The organism is Bifidobacterium sp. MSK.13.1 (genome assembly GCF_019131435.1).
Taxonomy (GTDB): domain Bacteria; phylum Actinomycetota; class Actinomycetes; order Actinomycetales; family Bifidobacteriaceae; genus Bifidobacterium; species Bifidobacterium pseudocatenulatum.
The window spans coordinates 1-22,968 of sequence record NZ_JAHOMM010000011.1; the positions used below are offsets into that span (position 1 = coordinate 1).

The 22,968-nt window shown below is 58.1% G+C and carries 12 protein-coding genes and 2 pseudogenes; 11 read left to right on the top strand and 3 right to left on the bottom strand.

Annotation, left to right across the window (positions count from 1 at the left end):
* The first annotated feature begins 298 nt into the window (after window positions 1-298).
* Both ahpC and KSY55_RS08645 read left to right on the top strand, forming a co-directional pair.
* Window positions 299-862 carry an alkyl hydroperoxide reductase subunit C gene (gene ahpC / locus KSY55_RS08640; RefSeq protein ID WP_033501889.1) on the top strand — a complete coding sequence of 188 codons (564 nt, stop codon included), beginning with the start codon at window positions 299-301 and terminating at the stop codon, window positions 860-862.
* Between the two features lie 103 nt (window positions 863-965).
* Window positions 966-2,729, top strand: coding sequence for an FAD-dependent oxidoreductase (locus KSY55_RS08645; protein WP_217749707.1), 1,764 nt, complete (start codon window positions 966-968; stop codon window positions 2,727-2,729).
* Window positions 2,730-2,945: 216 nt separating this feature from the next.
* Here KSY55_RS08645 and KSY55_RS08650 read toward each other — a convergent pair whose 3' ends face one another.
* Window positions 2,946-4,214 carry an OFA family MFS transporter gene (locus KSY55_RS08650; protein WP_065447136.1) on the bottom strand — a complete coding sequence of 423 codons (1,269 nt, stop codon included), beginning with the start codon at window positions 4,212-4,214 and terminating at the stop codon, window positions 2,946-2,948.
* Between the two features lie 274 nt (window positions 4,215-4,488).
* Between KSY55_RS08650 and KSY55_RS09270 the strand changes: the two are divergent.
* The 5 genes and pseudogenes from KSY55_RS09270 to KSY55_RS08680 all read left to right on the top strand — a co-directional run.
* Window positions 4,489-5,359 (top strand): annotated as a pseudogene (locus KSY55_RS09270) (helix-turn-helix domain-containing protein); the annotation flags it as partial.
* Window positions 5,360-5,549: 190 nt separating this feature from the next.
* Window positions 5,550-5,866 (top strand): annotated as a pseudogene (locus KSY55_RS08665) (MFS transporter); the annotation flags it as partial.
* A gap of 287 nt (window positions 5,867-6,153) precedes the next feature.
* Entirely contained in the window at window positions 6,154-7,521 is a 1,368-nt protein-coding gene (locus KSY55_RS08670) for an ABC transporter permease (RefSeq protein ID WP_195327858.1), read from the top strand.
* Window positions 7,518-8,741, top strand: coding sequence for an ABC transporter permease (locus KSY55_RS08675; protein WP_004221017.1), 1,224 nt, complete (start codon window positions 7,518-7,520; stop codon window positions 8,739-8,741). Before KSY55_RS08670 ends, KSY55_RS08675 begins: the two co-directional genes overlap by 4 nt.
* A gap of 12 nt (window positions 8,742-8,753) precedes the next feature.
* Window positions 8,754-9,389: an ABC transporter ATP-binding protein gene (locus KSY55_RS08680; RefSeq protein ID WP_055063844.1), complete on the top strand. Its 636-nt coding sequence runs from the start codon at window positions 8,754-8,756 to the stop codon at window positions 9,387-9,389.
* Window positions 9,390-9,634: 245 nt separating this feature from the next.
* On the opposite strand, the gene KSY55_RS08685 is transcribed toward KSY55_RS08680, so the two are convergent.
* On the bottom strand, window positions 9,635-10,072 hold the full coding sequence (locus KSY55_RS08685; protein WP_081291361.1) for a GNAT family N-acetyltransferase: 438 nt from the start codon (window positions 10,070-10,072) through the stop codon (window positions 9,635-9,637).
* 203 nt (window positions 10,073-10,275) lie between these two features.
* Here KSY55_RS08685 and KSY55_RS08690 point away from each other — a divergent pair, with 203 nt between their 5' ends.
* The 3 genes from KSY55_RS08690 (at window position 10,276) to KSY55_RS08700 (ending at window position 14,189) form a co-directional block, all read left to right on the top strand.
* A complete protein-coding gene (locus KSY55_RS08690; protein WP_065435269.1) occupies window positions 10,276-10,977 on the top strand; it encodes a phosphatase PAP2 family protein in 702 nt (233 codons plus the stop codon).
* 232 nt (window positions 10,978-11,209) lie between these two features.
* Entirely contained in the window at window positions 11,210-13,639 is a 2,430-nt protein-coding gene (locus KSY55_RS08695) for a glycoside hydrolase family 3 C-terminal domain-containing protein (RefSeq protein ID WP_217749708.1), read from the top strand.
* Window positions 13,632-14,189: a GtrA family protein gene (locus KSY55_RS08700; RefSeq protein ID WP_055063846.1), complete on the top strand. Its 558-nt coding sequence runs from the start codon at window positions 13,632-13,634 to the stop codon at window positions 14,187-14,189. The genes KSY55_RS08695 and KSY55_RS08700 overlap by 8 nt, the downstream gene beginning before the upstream one ends.
* A gap of 70 nt (window positions 14,190-14,259) precedes the next feature.
* Here the strand turns inward: KSY55_RS08700 and KSY55_RS08705 are convergent, their stop codons facing one another.
* On the bottom strand, window positions 14,260-14,733 hold the full coding sequence (locus KSY55_RS08705; RefSeq protein WP_217749709.1) for a hypothetical protein: 474 nt from the start codon (window positions 14,731-14,733) through the stop codon (window positions 14,260-14,262).
* 413 nt (window positions 14,734-15,146) lie between these two features.
* On the opposite strand from KSY55_RS08705, the gene KSY55_RS08710 reads away from it, so the two are divergent.
* On the top strand, window positions 15,147-22,892 hold the full coding sequence (locus KSY55_RS08710; RefSeq protein ID WP_217749715.1) for an LPXTG cell wall anchor domain-containing protein: 7,746 nt from the start codon (window positions 15,147-15,149) through the stop codon (window positions 22,890-22,892).
* The last annotated feature ends 76 nt before the right edge of the window (window positions 22,893-22,968 follow it).

Consider the following 22,968-nt stretch of genomic DNA (forward strand, 5'->3'; position numbering starts at 1 on the left):
GCGATGGTACTGCACTCGAGAGGGTGTGGGAGAGTAGCACGCCGCCGCATTCAACGTCGGGGTTCCCGTCGAGCGTGACGCTCCGGGAACCCCCTTTTTTTGTCTTTTGGTTCTTGTTTCCCGCGGCGCGCGGGAGGCTCCCAATCCACAACACCCTTGCATCGCATGGTCCGTCAGCGTGACTGTTAGTAATGATGTGATGAGGCTCACGCGTTACGCCCGCGCGGGTTCCAGAGAATCACGTTACGATGGAAAACGGCAGAAGCCCGATAATTGACAATCAGCGAAAGGACCGATGATGACTCTCCTGCAGCATGAACTGACCGATTTTAAGGTGAACGCGTTCCAGAACAACGAGTTCCATGAGGTGACCAAGGCTGATGTGCTCGGCCACTGGTCCCTGTTCTTCTTCTACCCGGCTGATTTCACCTTCGTGTGCCCCACTGAACTTGAGGATCTGGCCCGCAACTACGCCAAGTTCAAGGAAATTGGATGCGAGGTCTACTCTGTCTCCTGCGACACCCACTTCGTGCACAAGGCATGGCATGACGCCAATGAAAAGATCGCCAAGATTCAATATCCGATGCTTGCCGACCCGACCGCTCTATTGGCCAAGGATCTCGACACCTACAACGAAGTCGATGGCATGGCCGAACGCGGTGACTTCATCGTGAGTCCCGAAGGCAAGGTCGTGGCTTATGAAGTCATCTCTTCCAATGTGGGCCGCAATGCCGAAGAACTGCTACGCCGTGTGCAAGCTTCTCAGTTCGTCCACGAACATGGCGATCAGGTTTGCCCTGCCAACTGGACTCCAGGCGAGGACACTATTGAACCTAGCCTTGATCTTGTTGGTCAACTGTGATCGTCGCTTGGCGGACGGCTTGTCAAGCTAATCCGACGGGGTGCCCAGGAGAATCCTCTGGGCACCTCCTGAATAGCCAGATCAAGGCACGAAGGGAGTCGTTATGTCTCGAAATGATTTGTACGATGTCATAGTCATCGGCGGCGGTCCCGCTGGTCTGACGGCGGGATTGTATTTGGCCCGTGCCCGATATCGCGTACTGATTCTCGAGAAAGATGATTTTGGCGGACAGATCACCATCACCAATGAGGTGGTCAACTATCCGGGCGTTGGCCGCACCACTGGCCGTGCGCTTACCCAGACCATGCGTCAGCAGGCGCAGGATTTCGGCGCTGAATTCCTTTCCGCCGAAGCCATCGGCCTCGACGTGCATGGCGATGTCAAAACCGTGCATACTTCGCGCGGCGACTTGAAAGCTTTTGGTATTCTCATCGCCACCGGTGCCAGCCCACGCAAACTAGGGTTCGAAGGGGAGTCCGAATATGCTGGCCGCGGTGTGGCCTACTGCGCCACCTGCGATGGCGAGTTCTTTGCCGGCAAGGAAGTACTGGTGGTCGGCGGAGGGTTCGCAGCAGCCGAGGAATCCGTGTTTCTGACCACATACGCCTCCAAAGTTACCGTTCTCGTACGGGAACAGGACTTCACTTGCGACGCTGTGGTGGCCGCCGCAGCAAAAAACAATCCGAAGATCGACGTGCGTTACCAGGTCGAGCTGCAAGGTGTCACTGCCGGGCAAGGTGGTTTACGTGAAGCTTCGATCCTAAACCGGGCCACTGGCCAGACCGAAACGTGGAAATCTGCTGACGGTGGCACGTTCGGCGTGTTCGTGTTCGCAGGATATGTGCCCGCCACGAATCTGGTGCGCGGCGTGGTGGAACTGGACGATTATGGTTACGTGGTCACGCACGGCTATCTCGAAACATCGGTGCCGGGCGTGTATGCGGCCGGTGATCTGCGGGCCAAAAACCTGCGGCAAGTGGTTACTGCCACCGCCGATGGTGCTATTGCCGCGGTGGAGTTGGAACGGTACGCCAAGCGGATGAGCGAGAAAACCGGTTTGATACCACAGCGCCCGACCTCTTGCGTCTACGAGCAGTCCACGGCGAAGACAGATGCCGCCTCGTTGGCTGACACCACGCCCGCACCGGCACCCGTCAAACGCAGCACCGATGCCGCTGCCGCAGCAAACGCCGTTAGGAAGCCCGGCGAATTGTTCTCCGACACTACCAAACAGCAGCTCAACGTGGTCTTTAACCGTATGTCTCGCCCGGTCACGCTTGCTTTGGAACTGGACGATACGCCGCTGTCCACGGAACTGCGGGGATTCATCGATGCGATGGTCGCGTTATCCGATGGCAAGCTGAAATCGGTAGTGGTCGATGGTGAGTACGAGAAGGATGATACGGGGCGTGCGGTATTCGACGTGGAACACGTGCTGCCGGCAGCGCGTCCATGCGTGCGCATGGTGGTGGATGGCGAGCCGACTGGTCTCGCCTTCCATGGCGTGCCCTCCGGTCATGAATTTAATTCGTTCGTGCTGGGCCTGTACAACGTGGCTGGTCCTGGTCAGCCGTTGGGCGATGATCTGATCGAACGGGCAAAGTCCATTGCAAGCCCGCTGAGTATCATGATTCTCGTCTCGCTCACCTGCACGATGTGCCCGGAGACAGTGCTCGCCTCCCAACGCCTCGCCTCGCTAAACCCTGCCGTGCGCGCCGAGGCCTACGACGTTTCGCATTGTCCTGAGCTTAAGGACCAATACGGCGCAATGAGCGTGCCCTGCATCGTCATCAACCGTGGTGGCGAGCAGACCGTCGAATTCGGCAAGAAGAGCATTCCTCAGATGCTTGATCTCATCGGCGCGTGACAAGCTGTGACAAACGGTGATAAGCGCGTGAGCACGCTTCGGCCCACGGGATTCCGTCGCCTGATTCTGTGAACCGAATGCCACGCGATGACGAATATGCCCGGAATCAGGTTTTGGCTTGATTCCGGGCATATTTATATGCGATGGCGCAGGCACCCAGTTCGTGGGATTATCCGCTGTAATCCCACGAACTAGGAACCACGAACCTATGGGGGACTAGGCGACGGCGACGCGCTTGCCTGCGGCCTTGACCAGCGAAATACTGATCAGCGCGATTATGAACAGCACGATGAGTACCGGAATCAACGCGGCATAACGGTGCGCCTGATCGGGGGTGTGCGTGACGACGAACGACGCCAGCTGATTGCCGGACAAGCCGGCGAATGCCCAGGCGCTCAAGGTCAGCCCATGCGTGGTGGATACGGTTTTCGTGCCGAAGTGCTGATCGAGCAGTACCGGCAGGGTGGAGAAGCCGCCGCCGTATCCGGCGTTGACGAGGAACAGCATCATCAACACGGCCCACAACAAAGCGCGGTCGATACTGTTAGTGCAAACCTGCAGCAGGCATACGGCGATCGATATCACGAAAATCACCTGATATACGGTTTCGCGGCGCTTGAGGTGATCGGACAGCGTGGAGAAGCCCACGCGGCCGGCGGCGTTGAACACGGAATCCACGGCGAGCACCAAACCGATAATGCCGGAAATGGCGGCCGCGAACGCGCTCGGGCTTAGCGGAGCGTACTGCGGGAACGCCTTCAGCACATCATGCAGGATGTCTTTCTCTTGGCTGATAAGAGCTAGACCACAGGTGATGTTGATGTAGAAGGCGAGCCAGATGCCCCAGAACACGGGTTTCTTAAGAATCGAGACGCGGCTGACATAGGAGGTCGCGGGATCATAGACCCAGCCGGCGGGGCGGCGTATGAGCAGGAATCCCACGAGCATCATTATCGCGTAAACCACGGCGAGCGTATAGAACATGTTCACCAGGCCGATCGAGCCGATCAGGTATTCCATCACCGGACTGGCAATGGCTTTGGCCAAGCCGAAACCGGCGACTGCGATACCGGTGGCGAGGCCCTTGTTGTCGGCGAACCACAGCATCAGGTTCTTGACCGGGGTCAGGTAGCCGATGCCCAGGCCGACACCCATGATCGCGCCGTAGCAGATGAACACGCCGGGCAGGAATCCCAAGGCGATGCTCACGCCCGTACCGGCGAAACCGACCACAAAGCAGACCATTGAGATAAGAGCAGATTTCTTGATGTTTTTCTCAACCATCGGCCCGGCGAATGCAGCGGACATGCCGAGAAAGAAGATGGCGAGAGAGAAGCCCCATTCCACGGAGGCGGGGCTGGCGTGAAGCTGGTCCGCGATCAACTGCTTGAACACGCTCCAGCAATAGACGGTGCCGATTGGGATATGGATCAATAGTGCGGGGATGATTGCGCTGGTCCAACGATTCTTGGTAAACCTTGCCATGTATAGGCGAATCCTTTCGCAACTGGCGTACGATGACCTGCCGGTTGGAACAAGAGGAGTTTCGTCGAGGAAACGGATGCACACCACATGTACTGCGAACAATTCGCTGAACATCTTTGGTGTTGTTTTCATCGGCGCCGCTGGCTCTTGTCGACGCCGACAAACAGCACTATAACGCCGTTACGGTGATTCCGTGGCCGATTATCGTGGGTTGCGACCGTGAGCTTATTCACATCGAAAACGGTTATGGAATGGTATCAATGTGAGTAAACTTGTGCTGCTGAACCATGAAAGCCTGACGGTTGAGTTTACAAGCGAGGCATCCCGACCTCAGATTGACGATGAGCTCGTGGACAACGTGGTGGCGTTGGCCAATACCGAAAAACGGGTCGTTGTACCTTGGCATCGAAGACAATGGCACGGTAACCGGTGTTAGCGGGGAACATCGCAGCGTTGACGGGCTGGCGGTGTTTATCTTCTTCAGCAAGACGGTGCCGCAGGTCGCGTGGTGCGTGCTGAAATCATCCATGCGGACAACGGGTTGCCGGTGGCGTGTATCGAGGTAGACCGCAACTTGCAGATTGTGTCCAGTATCCAGGGGGCGGGACAGCGCCGTCTGAAGGCGGATGGAACGCCCGAGGTGGTGCCGCTGTTCCCGAGCCGGTTCGTCAGTCGCCTATCCCAGTTGCGCAACTACGACTACAGCGCCCAGCCCGCGCGGAATCACGATTGGAAGACTGGGATCCTGCCGCGCGCGAACGGTTGCGCGACAGGATTCGTCTCACCAATTCCGGCGATACATTGCTGCTGTTAGATGACGATGACCTCGACCATGCGTTGTTGATGGTGGTGGACGGTCCCTACGGTCCGCAACCATCGCTTGCCGGAGTGCTGACCATCGGCAAGGTGGATGCGATCCGACGTTCCATGCCCATGGCATCGGAAGTGTTTCAAGTGGATGAAAGGGGCGTCTTTGGCCGTCAACGCCGAGCCCTTCGCGGATGCCGTTGGTTGATATGTTCTCGCACATCAACGCATTGAAGCCTTGGAATCCGAATCACGAAATCATGAGCGGTCTGGTTCATGTCAATCTGCCTGATTTTGACCGTCAGGCGTTCCGTGAGGCAATGGCCAATGCGTTCTGCGATCCTTCGTCGCCATTGAGCAATGGCATTGTCGGGAAAGTTGGACGAAGTCGGCGAAGCGGATAGGTGGATTTGGGAACGGCTGGGGCATATATGGGAACGCCTCGGCTGCTGGACCGGTTCATCACAGCAGCCGAGGCGTTTGATAAAGACTCAAATCTTACTTGCTGAAAACCTTCTTGAACAAGGTGTCGGTGGCGCCATGTCCAACGGCATCGTCGGCTTCATCGCCATTGCCGCGGGCATGACCGGTGACGCGACCGCCGCCGACATGACCGCCGCGAACATCAACACCTTCAAGACCTGCGCGTTCTACGTGCCGCTCGCCCTAATCGTGCTCAGCCGCCTGATGTTCGCCTTCAAGGTGAAGATCAACGAGAAGATGCACGCCGAAATCGTCGAGCAGCTCGAAGCCAAGCTCGCGGCCGGTGAGATCCCCGACGAGGAAGTCAAGACGGTCGAGACGGTTGAAGCGTCAACGAGAAGGCCAAGATTCTGACCGAATAAATAACCAATACTTGCCACTCCTTCCTTTCTCTCTGATGGAGGCCCCAATTTCGATTGGGGCCTCCATTGGTATATGCACTGTTTTATAGCCGTTCAAAGTTTGTCAAATGAACAAAACGACCGATGTCCCGGAGCATAATGCAACCAATGTTGTTTCGTTTTTTCGCTCAAGGCATATCTTGCCATGTTCCGAGGTGAACCATGTATTTTGGCGAATGACCAATCGAAGAATCGAATTAGATTTCATTGTTTCGGATGAGAAGGTCCCAGCTTCACAGGGGGTATTAATGACATTCATCTCACGAGCGGCGCGCTATGTGCTCAGAAAGCGAGTGCGCACCGCAGTGCTGTTCATTGTGCTGACCATCATAACGGCGAGTATGCTGTCCGCAACCGCAGTTTCTCGGGCAGCGCAACATGAGGCCGGACAGATTGAGAAACAGGCGGTCGGCGGATTCGTGCTGGCCAGTAACCTGCAAGGCAGCATGCTGACACCTCGCGGAGGCGGAATGGTTCGTCCCGCTGATGTGCAACGAATCTCGAAGCTGTCCGGTGTTGACTCGTACATGGTCAGGCAGAACGCCACCGCCGATCTCGTGGGAGCCAGCGTGGTGAAGGTCCCCGGCGGCGATGATTACGATGCGGAGAAAGAACAGCAGTTCGGCAATACGGCCAACGTCATAGGCACAAACGATTCGTCAAAACTCAATGTGTTCACGTCGCACACGCTCAGCATGGTCGACGGACGTCATCTCAAGGCATCCGATAAGCATATGTCGATGGTCCATGAGGATCTCGCCAAAACCAATGGGCTTAAAGTCGGCGATACCCTCACGCTCAAGGCCAATCCATATGATGCCGACAATGAGTCGCATTCGACGGCAACCGTCAAAACCACCATCGTTGGAATATTCAAAGGAGACAGCGACAGAAAGGTATCCAGCCGCGCGGAACTCACCTCCAACACTGTGTACACCGATTTGGACACTACAAGTACTCTGTACCAGTACAAGGCCGGCAAGGAAATATATCAGGATGCCACTTTCGTTCTGGACAAGGGTGTCGACGTGGAGAAAACCATGGAAGCGGCGAAGAAGCTTCCAGTGGATTGGAACAACTACCAGATCACACGCAATGACCAATATACGTCGAGCATGCTGAATGCCGCCCGAGGTGTGCGTTCCATGATGCTCGGCGCTTTGATCGGCGTGATCATTTCGGCCGTGATAGTTCTCAGTCTCATGCTCTTACTGTGGATGAACGACCGACGTCAGGAGATGGGCGTACTGGTGTCCCTTGGCATCGGCAAGCCATCCCTGATCGCCCAATATCTAACCGAGATGATTCTGATCGGTCTGCCGTCCCTGGCCCTCGGATGGTTGTGCGCACGAGGAGTGGCCCAATGGCTTGGCACTTCGGCCCTCCGTTCCGTGAACGCCTCCGCGGCGAAGGAGCTGAGCAGCATGGGGCAGGTTGGCGGCGATCTCGAATCCAATATGTCGGTTCGTACCTTGGATTCGCTCACGGTATCGATCGACACGACTGCCGTACTGTATGTGTCGCTCGGCCTGCTGGCGGTGATGCTGGTATGCGTCGCCATATCGTGCATACCGATGCTGCGCAAGTCGCCGCGAAGCCTGTCGGAGCTCCGATGACGGGCATGAACGTGTGGAATCGTGCCACGCTGGCAATCGTGCGTAAACCGGTACGCAGCGGAATCATCGGACTGCTGATGCTGATGGTTTTCACCAGTCTTGTGGCTCAGGTTGGAGTGTCAACGGCACTTCAGAAAATGTCCGACGATATCGGCAGAAGCATGGGAATAGGTTTTACTGTCGACACAGGCGAGAATCCTGCAAGTCTAAAGGAAGCGAGCCGGTTCTCGCGCATCCCCGGCGTAGGAAAAACCGTTTACGAGCGTAAGACCTTGGCAGGGGTGGATGGAGCGCATCCGGTTGTCCCCGAACATGGTCCTCGGCTGGATTCCGGTCTATCCACGCAGGTCAGCGTGCTGGGCACCACTGACTCCTCGTTGTCCGAAGAGTTCCAAAGCGGTCTGTACCGGTTGGAACAAGGACACCACATTTCAGGTAATGGCCGGAACGTACTGATTCACCGGGATTTCGCACGTGAGAATGGGCTATCGGTGGGATCAACACTCCGGCTCAGTCAGGAAGACCGCGATTCCACCGTTCGCGTGGCCGGAATCTTCTCTGGCAATGTGCAGGCACAGAGCCCTATGCCATCGGACGCATCGGAGAATCTTATCTATGCGGGTGCCCAAGTGGTTTCCGCGCTGACTGGAGAGGAACGGGTCGGCACGATCCGGTGTCTTTCGGATAATCCGCAGGCTCTCTCCGCCGCAGTGGCCCAAGCGAAAAAAATCGCTGGAAGCAAGTATGGCGTCACCGATGACTCGGCGCGGCTTTCCGGCGTGCTGCAGTCGGTGGAAACGGTGCGCGATCTGGTTCGTATGGTGCTGTTGTCCGTTTGCTTGGCTGATGTGTTGGTACTGGGCATGGCGCTTGTCTTCTGGATCCGCTCACGTATTCATGAGATAGGCACCCTTCTGGCTCTCGGCATCGGCAAGATGCAGATTATCGCCCAGTTCGCAATCGAAACCGGTCTCATGGCTGTGGTCGCAGCCCTGTGCTCGCTGGGCACGGGCTCCCTATTGTCTGGATACGTGTCCTCGCTTCTGCTGCACGATTCTGGAGTCGCGCCTCTTGAATCATTGCAGGTGGAGGCTCTGCCGCCAGAACAGACGCTGCTCATCCTGCTGCTCGGATGCGCGGTCATCGCAATCGCGCTTGCCGTATCGTGCGCCGCAGTGCTGGCCAAATCCCCGAAATCCATTCTTTCCTCTATGCGTTAGGAGATATTAATCATGACTGTCTGTCTGCAATTGGACCATGCCAATTACTCATATGGCGCGGCGAAGATCCGTGTTCTTTCGGATGTGAACGCAGATTTCGAATCCGGAAAGATGTATGCGATAACCGGCCCATCTGGAGCGGGAAAGAGCACTTTGTTGTCCCTGTTGGCCGGTCTGGATGCCCCCTCTGATGGAGTGGTTCGTTTTGAGGGCGAGGATATAGCTACGACGGGTTATTCAAAGCACCGTCGCGAACACGTGTCCTTGGTATTCCAGGACCATAATCTGATCGACTATCTCACTCCCGAAGAGAATCTGCGTTTGGTCAATCCCAAGGCCGATATGAAGATCCTCGAGGATCTGGGACTGAGCCGTGAGGAATCGAAGCGCAACATCATGCACCTGTCGGGCGGTCAACGTCAGCGAGTGGCGGTCGGCCGTGCCCTAGTGGCGCCCGGCCGCGCGATTCTGGCGGATGAACCGACTGGCAGCCTGGATCCGGAAATGACTGATGAGGTGATTGATCTTTTGCGGCATGCCGCTCATCAACTCGGTAAATGTGTCATTGTGGTGACGCATTCCAAGCGTGTCGCCGATTCCGCCGATGCCGTTTACACTCTCAGGCACAAGAAGCTAGCCAAGGCATAGTTCGCTCGTACAGGCTGCGTCTTCCGTCTGAACAGCGATCCACCATCGGTGGCCTCTCGGACTTCCGTTACGGCAGGGGCCTCTTGACACGTGGCTGCTGTGCCACGTAATGAACGCGTTGGGCCGCGGCATCGCCGCCGCTGCCTACGTGTCCATGGGTGGGGCGGCATGCTGGCCGGCTTCTACTTGCTGTCCGCGAACAACGTGGGCTGGGCGACGTGCACGGCATCGTGGATGGTTCGTTATTACAACGGCAGTTCTCGATAAACCAAATCGTCACGGACTGCAAAGCCCTGCCGTTCCCAGAAATCGTTGCCGGCGTCGTTGTCTGCGGGCACTCCGACAGCGACTTTCGGCAGACCGATTGCACGAAGCGTTTCAACCACACGGCCCACCAACATCGAGCCAATGCCCCTACCGCGTGCGTCGGGGTCGACCGCCGTGTGGTAGATGCGTGACCGTCTTCCGTCGTTGCCGGCAAGAATCGCGCCAATGATCCTTCCGTCATCGTCCTCGGTTACGAAACAGGTGTCGGGATTGCGTTTGAGAAACGTCTTTATCGCATCCTCGCAATCGTCTATATCCCTCATAGTGAAACCTGTGCATCGTGTCCACAGTCCGTATACCAGCGGATAATCCTCGATTTTCATATGGCGTATGGTCATTGCGATTGGTTCGGTCATATTTCCTTCTTCCTTCTTAAACGCCAATTCCGATTCTCGCATCGTTCGCGGTACTTCCCGTGTGGGTATGCCATATTTGTGTTGCGCGGCCGTCTGCAGCGCGCGTGTCGGGGAAGCCCCCTGAAGGATAATCCTCGATTTTCGGGGATACCCCGGATGTGAACATACGGCAACGGTATGGTGAACTGTGCTTAACTGGAATCATGCATACGAAGAACGGAAATAACGCGAGAGCGACAGCTGTGGTAATCGCAACCGCCATATTGTGCGGCATTGTGCCTATGATTGGCGTCGCACTGCGCAATTCGGCAATCGCGACAATGCGTGAGACCAATATTTTGCAGGCTTTAGCGGCGCTGCCAGAAGGGTTGCGCGACTGCTCTACGGTACTTGCGTATTTGTTTTCAACGGTAGGCTGCATCGCAATCGTCGCCGCGCTTGCCGCTGTCGATTTGCGTATTACCGGCAGCAGGCGCGTCGTCATCCGCGATGTCGTCGTGTCGGCGGCGCCGATACTGTACGTGACCGGTGTCAAATGGCTGGTCGAACGCCCCCGTCCGATCACGTCCGTCGGCAGTGATCTATTGCCGGGCGATCCAAGTTTTCCGAGTGGTCACACGGCAGCCGCGGTGATCGTATCGGTCATGATGATTCTTACCGTGCGTAATTTCGCGCGCAAACGCTTTCCCGACGGAGAAGATGACGGGCGTGCAAACGGAAGACGGGTGTTCCTCCGCAGGGCGGTCATCGGCGCTGTCGCGCTTGTCGCGGCGGTCGCCTGTTCGCGATTGCTGCTCGGCTTGCATTATCCGACCGACGTGATTATTTCCGCCACCATCTGTCCACTCATTTCCTACGCCGTATGGTGTGTATGGAACGCATACGAAAGCGCGGCGGAGCGGTAAAAACGTATCTGCCATGTGAGTTCCTTTGATTCCCAAATCAGTTAAGGAATGTCCGATTGTGCGGGCAAAACGACAGGTTGTGTAATGGAGCGCAGGTTGGCGGCGAAAGGCTGGTTCAATCAAACTAGCGGCGGATGCTCACATGCGATGCAGCCAAGAACATCCGCAACAAGAACAGCGCAGGCTCAGGGAGGGCCAAGCGGGTTCGAGGAGTTAGTGCAAGGGAGAACCAATGGAACTCGAAGAACTTTCGGTCGTTGAAAAGGCCGCAATGCTTTCCGGTGGATCCGAATGGGATTCGCGAGGCAACGACCGCGCAGACATCCCCAGCTTCGTGATGAGCGACGGCCCCCACGGCGTGCGCCGCCAGCTCGGCGAAGGCGATCATCTCGGCATCGGCGCATCCAAGCCGGCCACCTGCTTCCCGACCGCAGGAACCGTGGCCAATTCTTGGGATCCGGCGCTCGCCGAAGAAATGGGCGAGGCCCTCGGCAGCGAAGCGCACGATCTTGACGTGAACGTGCTGCTCGGCCCGGGTCTGAACATCAAGCGCAACCCGCTGTGCGGACGTAACTTCGAATACTATTCCGAAGATCCGATCGTCGCCGGACGTATGGCGGCAGGCCTGATCCGCGGCATCCAGAGCAACGGCATCTCCGCATGCCCGAAGCATTTCGCGGTTAACAGCCAGGAACTGCGCCGCCAGGCCAGCAACTCCGTGGTCGACGAGCGTACCATGCGCGAATTGTATCTGACCGGTTTCGAAATCGCAGTGCGTGAAGCCAAGCCGCTGACCATCATGACCTCCTACAACGAGATCAACGGCGTCTACGCGCACGAAAACAAACATTTGCTCCAGGAGATTCTGCGCGACGAATGGGGCTTCGACGGCATGGTCGTCTCCGACTGGGGCGGATCCAACTCCGCGGTCGCAGCAGTCAAGGCAGGCGGATCGCTGGAAATGCCGTCTCCGGGCTTCACTTCCGTGCGTGAGCTGGAAGGCGCGGTCAAGGCGGGAACTCTGTCTGAAGCCGATATCAACGCGCGTGCCGCAGAAGTCGCAAAAATCGCGGCAGCGACCAAGCTGGTCGGTGTTGGACGTAACGATCTGCTCAAAGACGATATCGCAGCAGCGCATCACGACGTGGCACGCAAGGTGGCCGAAGGCTCCAGTGTGCTGTTGAAGAACGATAACGCGACCCTGCCATTCAAGGCCGGCACCCGCGTGGCGGTGATCGGCGATATGGCCGCAACCGCACGTTATCAGGGTTCCGGCTCCTCCAAGGTAAACGCCACCAAGGAAGAGAACATTCTTGAAGAGGTCAAGAACGCCGAAGACCTCGTGCTTGCCGGCTATGAGCAGGGCTATGACCGCCAGGGCAAGGCTGACCGCGTGCTCGTGGAAGACGCAGTCGCGCTGGCTGGCAAGGAAAGCGTTGATGCGGTGCTTGCAGTCGTCGGTCTTGACGAACGCAGCGAATCCGAAGGCCTTGACCGTTCCACCATGGCGATTCCGCAGGTGCAGAACGATCTGGTCGAAGCGCTGAAGGGCGCGGGCAAGCCGATCGTGGTCGTGCTTGTCGCCGGCTCTCCGGTGGAACTGCCGTGGATTGACGACGTTGCCGCAGTGCTTTACGTGGGTCTGTCGGGTCAGGCCGGCGCTTCCGCGACCGTGCGCGCGCTGACCGGTGAGATCAATCCGTCCGGCCACTTGGCCGAAACCTGGCCGATGCATTACGAGGATTGCCCGAGCTCCGGTTGGTATCCGGCGATTGGTCGCGATGCGATCTATCGCGAAGGCCCGTTCGTTGGCTACCGTTATTACGAGACCGCCGGTGTGCCCGTGCGCTTCCCGTTCGGTTACGGCTTGAGCTACTCCACGTTCACCTACAGTGCCGCCACTGCTGGTGAGAACGGCATTGACGTGATGGTCAGCAACGATTCCGATGTTGCCGGTTCGACCGTTGTACAGCTGTACGTGCGCGGTCCGCAGGGTGGTGTGTTGCGTCCGGATCGCGAGCTCAAGGGCTTCGCCAAGGTTTCGCTTGCCGCACACGAAAGCAAGAGCGTGCACATCGATTTCGACCGTTACACCTTCCGTCACTTCGACGCTGCCAGCAACGAATGGAAGACGGAAACCGGCGAGTGGACGCTGATGGTGGGCGACAACGCCGAACACCTGCCGCTTACGATTCCGCACACCGTCGCAGGCGATGTCAATCCGGTTGCCGCGGATACTGCGCTCGGCCATTATCTCAGCGGCCACGTCAAGGAAGTGACCGACGCCGAAATGGCCGTGCTGTTCGGCCATGAGGTTGTGGCACCGGGCAAGCCGGTGACGTTCGGCGTGAACGATCCGATCATGTCGTGGGTGGATTCCAAGGGCTTCGTGGCGCGTACCGTCGCCAAGACGCTCACCAAGCAGGAGGCCAAGATTCGTCAGAAGACCGGCGCTCCGGACCTCAACACCCTGTTCATCCTGAACATGCCTCCGCGAGCCATGAGCAAGATGACCCAAGGCATGGTCGATTCCGCGATGGTCGACGCCATCGTCAAAATCGCCAACGGACACACCTTCCGCGGATTGGGCGGCGTCATCGCCGGCTTCTTCCGCAACCAATCCGCAAACAAGCGTACTGCAAAGGAGCTGAACAATGACTGATAACAACGCAACGCAGCCGGCTGAGAAGGTCGGTCCGATCCGCCAGTGGATCAAGGACCACCCGAACATCTGGGAGTTCATCCTGTTCAACGTGCTGTCGAACATCTCCACCATCACCCGTTTCGTGGTGACGTGGATCGGCACCGCCATCTTCATCAGTGGCATGGGCCTGACGCAGCCGTTCCACTTCCTGATCTTCAACTACGACACTCAGGGCAACGGTCTGGGCGGCTTCCTCACCTTCCTGCTTGCCGAGGCGCTCGCCCAGGTGGTGAACTTCTTCGTGCAGATGAAGTGGGTGTTCAAGTCTGACTCCAGCTTCAAGGATGCCGCTTGGAAGTACGTGATCCTCGCTGTGATCATCGTGGTTGTGAACCTTGTGCTGCCGGGCTATGTGACCGGTCTGTGCCAGGGTTGGGGCATGGGCGCTGGCATTGCTGGCACCATCGCTTCCGTGGTCAACACCCTGCTCGCCGTGATCGTGAGCTACCCGCTGCTCAAGTTCTGGGTTATGCCGAAGAACAAGGACTCCAAGGAGGCCGCCAAGTAATCCATAACTGACCTCCTTTTCTTCCCTTCCTCAACCCGCCCAGTCTTCCCTCTTTCCCGGGCGGGTTTTCTTATGACCTTTTGCTGCTTTCTTGTGATTTCTCAATATCGAAAGTGTAATCGTCAGCAGTGTTGTCGGCGTAAACTTGAAAGCGAGATTGGCGTAAACTTGAAAGTGCGGAATGATGAGTGATTTGGCGAGGTCCTAAAGCTTCGTCAACCATTAAACGGGGTCGTTCTCTTCCTCTCTCATGACCTCGTTGGAAAAGCCCTGCATAGCTGCGGGGCTTTTCTTTTTGCTCAGAAAGACATACGCTAACCGGCCCCAGCAAATGAACGTTTTTTGTTCTTTTGTCAATCTCTTCCGTATAGTTGTATGCAGTAATCTCCCGAAAGGGGATTGCGAATCTATGAGGGGAGACAATGAGCTCGGAATTGAAGTTCGTCCGTTGCGGGTTTAACGGAGGAACGGAACAGGAATCTGGACGGCAGTGCCTGTCTTTGAAGCGTTGCCTTGCTTCGGTTATTGCTGTTTCCTTGTCCATCGTGTGCATGGTGCCTGCAGCATATGCTCAGAATATAGACGATGTGAGTAGCTCTCCTAACGCCGTAATTTCTGGAGGGGGGGGATAATACTGTCGTAGCTGCTCCTTCTGCCCGCAATGTCAACGTTGACGATAAGACGTCAGAAGAGGCCAATACATCAAACGGTGCGCCAACACCTTCCGAAACGAATCAAGACGCACAGCAGGATTCATCTCCTTCATCTTCTACTACTGGTGATTCTTCCGAATCCTCAAATGGTGCGACAGACAATAAGGCGGACGACTCAGCAGAAGCTACCGCTGGCAATTCCGCTAATGATGGAGCCCAAACGCAGGCTCCAAACGATGCTTCTTCTCAAGATGCCAAGAACGATTCCTCAAATGCGATGGATCAATCGCCGGCGAAGGCCGATGTGCAGGTCGCCGCGACGGCGCTTGGCGGCCGTGACTTTGAGGGTCAGGCCACCAAGGAGATCAACGGCAAGACCTACATCCTGATTGGTAACGAGCAGCAGCTGCGTGCGATTGGTTCTGGCAAGAAGGTTATTGGCCGCATCAACAAGGTCACGCAGACTTGCATACAGCAAGGAGCCCTCAATTATCAGTGGGTGGACGGCACGCCGTCTTCCGAATACGCCGGTGACGCCGATCTCTCCGATTCAGATATTTTGCGCGATACTGATGCCTCCGACCACGACAGTCCACTGCTGGCATGCACGGCGTTAAGCGTCAACAGGACCCGCACCAAGTATTACGGCGTGGGTGCTGATGGCACGCAAACGGACTACTCCGCTGCCAACACCGGCCTGACCTATTCCGCAGACGCCAACTACCTGATCTTCCGTGACATCGACCTGTCCAAGAACGCGGCGGATACCAACAACACCGAGTGGACTCCGCTCATGTTCTCCGGCACTATGCTCGGTGCGGTCTCCAATGACGGCGACACCGAAGCCAGCCTGTGGAAGGCTGTTGGTGCCGATGGCGCAAGCGTGGTTCACGCTACCGCAGCTCGGCCGGTCATCAGCCATGTGGTCGTCAATCAGAAAGATATGGTCTCTAATGTCAAAGGCGACCAGCTGGATGTCAGCAAGCAGCAGGGCATCGGCTTCTTCGCCTCGATCACGAACAAGACCGTGATGAACAGCAACAGTCTGGGCAGCGCCGGTACGGCCGTGGTGTCGAACCTCAAGCTGCAGGATGTGTCGGTGACGAATCATACGAGTGAATCGTATATTCCGCCGACCTTGCTCAGCGCACTCACTTCGGCAGTGGGTGGACTTTTGGATCTTCTGCTTAAGGCGTTGAAACTGCTGACATTCGGACAAGTAAATCTTGACCTCAATCTTCGAGGTCTGCTCACCCTGCACAAAGACAATCCCTCCAATCTCGCCACTGGCGCATTTGCCGGCCGTATCTACGGGGACACCAAGGTTACGGACTGCGAGGTAGCAGATGTTTCGGTATCCAGCGTAAGCCGTATGACCGGTGGTTTCGTGGGATATGTTGAGGGCGCAACCCGATACGATGCAGTCTCCGACATCGTAGGAGCGCTCACCAATGTACTCTCGAAGATCTTGGGTGTCATCCCGTTCCTCGGGCTTGGCGATCTGGTGAATTGGCTGCTGTCCGGCACGCTCGGACTGAATGCCTTGGTTCCGGTCGGCTACTACAACCCGGTCATCTCGAACAGTTCGGTGAACGGGTTCAAAGAAAACGTGGTGATCGGCAACAAGAATAATCCGCAGGCCGGTGGCTTCGTCGGTGCGCAGATTGGCGCAATCGTCGAGAACTCCTCGGTGACGAGCACGAACGGTTTCACCGTGCAGGCAACGCAATACGCCGGTGGCTTCGCCGGAGTAAGCCGCAACGGCAACGTGGGTGGTCTGCTCAATTCGCTTGGTATTGATTTGCTGTCTGCGCTGCGTCCGCAGAGCCTCATCGAGAACAGCAACCTGACCGTCGACGGCGATGGCAAGGTCACTGTATCTGCCACGGACTATGCCGGTGGATTTAGCGGCGCGATGGCCAATGCCTACGCGGTCAATAATACGATTTCAGCCACGGCTGCCGTGTCTACTGATAAATCCCATGCCGGCGGATTCACCGGATTTGCCTCCGTGGGATGGGGCCTGGAACTCGGCACGGACGATGCCGCGAACGCATCGCTGCTGAAACAACTCACCAAGGCTGTGGCCAAATTGCTGAGCGGCAGCGGTAGTGGTGCGGGAGAACTGCTGTCCATCGTCGGTGTGAATCCCTCCGTGATTCTCGGCACGCAGATGAAGGGCTCCCTCACCGTTAAGGCTGGTGGCGATTACGCGGGCGGTCTCGTGGGCGAAGGATCGGGCACGGTGATCGGCGACTCCTCACAGGATCATCTCAAGAACCTTACGTTCTGGAAGTACAACAATCCTCGTGACTTCCCTCAGCAGCGCTCCACCACCATAGAAGGCCTTGAATCGGTCACGGCCACGGGCTCCTACGCGGGTGGTATCGCCGGCAATCTGCAACCGACAACGGTAGCTGGGTTGCTCAACAGTGTGGTGAAAATTGGCGATATCGCCACGCTCAAGAAGTTCGACCAGTTTGCCGCGTTCACCGTGGAGAACATGTCTGTCACCGCTCCGGCATCCGGTTTGACGGTGACGGCTGGTTCATACTATGCGGGCGGTGCCATCGGATGCGCCACCGGCGGCGACGTGGCCAACACGAACCTTACCAATCTGGCCACGGTCTCGGCCAGGGGAGAAGCCGGCGGTTTTATTGGCTTCTCTGGACCAGGCGACGCCGTTGGTGCCGGCGGGCTCAATGTGCTTGGGCTTATCAAGCTTTCCGGTCTGCTATCGGTTGCCCAATATTCTTCGGTTGCAGTCACTGCATCGAATGTGAACGGCATCGCCAACGGATTCACGGTCAAGGCGACCGGCAAGAACGAGAACAACGAGACCACCGATTACGCTGCGGGCGGTTTCTATGGTCAGGCCAACAGCACCAAGACCCGGGAAAGCCATGTGACGAACCTCAAATCGGTCACAGCCGATACCAGCACGTCCGATGGCATCGCGGGTGGTTTCGTGGGCTTCTCCACCACCGGCGGCCTCGCCGACGCACTTAGCAACGCCGATGATTCCAGCGTGTTGGACAACCTCATCAAGGGCGGACTGCTGTCCGTGAACGACCTGCTCGGTGCCATGCCGTATCTGATTCCAAGCTATACGTATACCACCGTGACGTACGTCAACGGCGGTTACGTCGAAGGTGATATCGCGGGCGGCTATGCGGGAAACTTCCAAAGCGGCAAGGTCAATCAGTTCTCCGAAACCGATCTCGAGAACGACTCAACGCTGGCAGACGTGCAGTCCCGCGTTCAAGCCAACCCCGTGGCCGTTGTCAACCTTGACCATGTGACCGGCGGCGCATACGCAGGTGGTTTCGGCGGCAAGGTCGTTTCCGGCGCGCTCGCTTCGGCTGGCAACGGCGGCCTGAGTTTGCTCGGCAAATTCGGTACGGTGGATCTCGCCAACCTGTTGCAGGTGGTGCAGGGCTATGTGCCGTTCATCTCCTACGCGGGTGTGCATTCCGATGCCACCACCGTGGAGGCAACTAGCGGTAACAAGATTTCCGACCCGGATGATCCCGGCTTCACCGTTTCCGCCACCCGATTTGATCAGTCCGATACGCAATCCGGTTCCGCCGGCGGCTACATTGGATACGGTTCCGGTGTGCAGGTGTCCCATTCCAGTGTGACCCAACTGCGCCGTACTGATGTCAAGGCACCGAAGAATCTGGAAACCACCGGATCCATCGACGACACCTATCTGAGCAAAGACAGCTCGTATGCAGTCACCGCCGCTCGGTATGCCGGCGGCTACATCGGCAAAATGGACATCGGCTCGGCGGCGGCCGTGGGCGGCGGCTTGAGCCTGCTCGGCCAGAACGTCAATCTCAACGATGTACTCAGTGTGCTGGATGTCGTCGTCTCGACGATTGAACATTCCGATGTGACCGGCGGCATCGGCGGATACTCCGTGCTGGCCGGCACGGCAGACCATAGGAACGCCAACAACAAGCCCGATCCACTGGGTATGGCCGGCGGCTTCGCCGGAGACATCGAAGGCGGCCATATTCAGGACTCGAGCTCGCATGAGTTCGTATACATCATCGGCCAGGTTTCGGCCGGCGGCTACGTGGGCACCATGCAGCCGGGAGCCGTGGCAAACGTACTCGGCGACGGCAGCGTGCTCAAGAAGCTCGTCAACCTCGACAACCTGCTCTCGCTCGTGCAGGACTTCGTGCCGACGATTCGCAACAGCTCGACCGATGCCACAGTGTGCGGCGGCGCGGTGCGCGCACAGGCGGCATCGGATACGACCACACGCCGCGGCATGGCCGGCGGCTATGCGGGACGTAACCGCGGCGGCCATATCTGGGGCAACAACACCGCAGCATGGAAGCAGGAGAACACCGACGGCAAATACAACGGGCCGCAACGCGTAGCCTATGCCGCGCGCATCCGCAGCGTATACGGTGCCGAAATCGCCGGCGGCTACACCGGCTTCATGGAAGCGGCCGATACCGCTCAAGGCGGTTCGCTCTCCTTGCTCGGCGGTCTCATCAAGGCCGGCAACCTCGCTGGCGTGCTGTCCGTGGTCTACCCGACCGAGGAGCACTCGAAGGTCACTGGTCCGCTGCGCAATATGAGCTACGACCAGTGGAAGACGTGGGTCGACAACATCGGCAAGTACGGTGCGTATGGCAAGGAATTCACCGATGTGACCACGGCTGATGGTGCGGGCTCTGTTACCGACCAGGATTCCCTGGACAAGTTCCTCGAATCCTACATCTTCGGATTCAACGTCGTCGCAGGACGTGCGGAGTATCGGACTGGCGCGAACTTGCATGATTCCGGCGTCGCCGGCGGACACGTCGGTCTGATGCGCACCGGCACGATCACCGATGGCCAGTCGATGGATGTCAAGACCGTCTCTGCCATGCGTGCGGCAGGCGGTTATGCAGGCACGATGGAATCCGGCTCGGCATCCTCGTTCGGCTCTATCCAACTATTCGGCGACAAAGGCATCAAACTTGATTTGGGACAGATGCTCGACGTGGCACAGGTATTTGTGCCCGTCGTCAAATCTTCGAGCGTGGCCGGCTACCGCAAGGGTATGAAGGTCGTGGCCACCGGTGAAGACATCACGCACGGTACCGGTAATGCCGGAGGCTATGCCGGTCTCGCGGTCGGTGGCCAGGTCTGGGGCGATCTCGACCAGAGCGGCCAGAAGCTTGTCGAGGGTGTCACCGCTGCCGGCGCCAACGTTTCCAACCTGCGCAAGGTGGAAGGGCGCAACAATGTCGGCGGATTTATCGGCGTGGCCACTGCCGGTGCGGTTGCGGATGTGGACACCAATGCGTCCGAGGGATTCCTGCAAGGAATCCTCGACTCGCTGGTATCGAACCCGGCAAGTCTGGTCAGCGTATTGCAGGCCACGGTTACGACGATTCGCGGTGCACATGTGAGCTCGGATGACCCGGCATGGGGATACACGGTCAATGGCGCATATGAGAGCAAGGACGATAAGGGTAATACCACAACCAAGTATGCCCTGAACGCCGGCGGTTTCGCTGGTTCGTTGCAGGCCTCGATCCTCGGTGACAAGGATTCCGCCAAAGGCACCGGCAGTGAAGCGGATCCGAACAATGACCCGGCTTCTCTTACTGTTAACGGGCTGCGCGCTGTCGAAGGCGGGCAATACGCCGGTGGCTTCTTTGGTCTTGCTGATGTATCCAGCGTCGCTTCCGTCGGCGGTGGCGAGGCCGGCGATAAGCAGGATACCAACCTGCTGCTCAAACTGCTCAAGGTCGGCAACGTGGGCGTGCTCGAAGCATTCCGCACCTTCATCTATGACGGTCAGGTCAACGGTGTGAGCGACGGCATCCAGATTGTCGCCCATGATTCCACCACAAAGGGCATGCTTGACTCGAAGCGTTACACCGGTGCGGTCGGTGGCTTCGGCGGTGGACTGATCAATGGCTCTGTGAAGCAGTCTGCGGTCACCAACCTCAACAGTGTGACCGGCGTGAACTACGTGGGCGGCTTCATCGGGCATCTTGGCAAATCCGGCACGGTCGCCGCCGACAATGCACAACTCGGCACGGATGCGCTCAATCTGCTTGGTGCCACGGCCGGCGTACTTGACATCTGGGGCTCGCACGTTGGCGATTCGCGCGTCACCGGCATCCCGGACGGTTATACCGTCACCGCCACACACCATGGCGACAATTACGGCAAAGCCACCGACAAGGCTACCGGACGCGAGGTCGCAGGTGGTTTTGTTGGATACGTGGATTTGGCCAGGGTGAAGGGCTGCGCGTCTGACAATCTCAAGAAGGTCACTAGCGGTGAGATTGCCGGCGGATTCGTCGGTGAAACCAGCCGTGCCTATTTGGTTGACGCGAAGGTCAACTCTGTACTTGTGGAACTGCTGCTGCAAGTGGTGAACGCGCTGGTCAAGCTCCTGTACCTCGACAAGGCGGAACAGGTCGGCGTCATCGATTTAGGCAAGTGGTTCCCGGCCATCTTCGGCAAGGTATTCGATCTCAAGGTGCTTTCGGAAGGCGACGTGCTGTACGTGAACCTGTTCGGACTGAAGGTGAGCGTTGCTCTGTCCAAGGCTGATGATGAAAACCAGCAGCAGACCGATGTGGCGATTGTCACCATCGGCGATAGTGTCATCAAACTGCCTTGCAGCAAAGACGGCATTGATATGGATGGGTCGGGCAGCAACCTGACCGTCCAGCTCATCAAGGGCAACCGTACTCGCGTGGAACAGTCCACCGTAACGGGCATCGCCAATGGCTATGACGTGTTCGGCGGAGGGGCAACTCAGGATACCGACGGTGTGAAGGATCTTTCCACAGGCTACACGGGCGGCTTCGCCGGACTGAACGACGAGGGCGTGCTGGCAGACGACCACATGGTCTACGCCGACACGATCCGCGGTGCCAGCGGACTGGTCGACCCGTTCTCGAACACCAAACTCAAGTCCGTATGGGACTTCAACACCATGAGCGACATCCTCGGACCGGTCGATGACGGCAACGGCGACAAGGCATACAACACCTATCGCATTTACCGCAAGGCGGCCGCGAACGCTAGTGAGGCCCGCACCTCCGCACAGGACGGCAACAAGATCTTCTCGCAGAAGAACACGGCAGACGATGCGCTGAACACCGGACTCGATCGTTGGGAAGTGAAGCTGTTCGACGTGGTCAACACATACGACAGCAGCGCTGTGCACAGCTCCGCATCCGGCGACGCTGGTACCACATGGGTTGGCATCAAGGATGCCGTGGTCGACTCCACGGACGGCAGCACCAAGACGAAGCTCGATGCCTACCAGTCCCCGGCCAAGGCCGTGCTCATGCTCGACGCGACCGTGACCGACAACAACGGCGGACTCACCCCCGAACCGGACGACGGCCAGGACCCATGCGGCAAGGACGGCTGCAAGACCGTGGACCTCACCCTGCAGAAGGTGTGGCGCAACGGCCAGCTGGAACGCCCCGACGCCATCACCCTCGAGGTAACCGCCACGTACACGAATGCGGCGGGCGAACAGGTCAAGGCCGGGAAGCTCGAATGCTTCAAGGACGACTGCGCCACCGAGGAGCGGGCCAACCCGTTCACGGTGACCATGACCGCCAAGGAGAACGGCTCCGCGTGGAGCGACACGTGGCGCACGAAGCTCACCGGCCTGCCGGTCGCCTTCGTTGATAAGGGTTCCGGCCCGAACGGCGAGGACGTGACGCGCTACTACACGTACACCGTCAAGGAGCTCAACATGACCTACGCCTCCGGCGACACGGACGGCAACGCCGAGACGAAGACCCCGGCCGAGGCCGGCTACTCGGTGTCCGTCAAGTACGGCACGGACAAGGACGGCAAGTATGTGGTCACCGTCACGAACTTCTCGCCCCTGCCCGAGACCGGCGGCAACGGCACGCTCCTGTTCGTCATGCTCGGCGTGCTCATGCTCGCCCTCGGCACCGCATGGTACCTGCGCGCCAACCGCATGGAACCGGCCGCGGCCGGGGGAGCGGGCGCGGGAACCGCGCTGCCGGTCGGCCGCAAACGCGGTCGGCACACCCGATAACCAGACTTCCCGCCGTCGCACGGCGGCGGGGCAACCAATGTAACCAACTCGAACCGGCCCCGACCGGGACCGATGC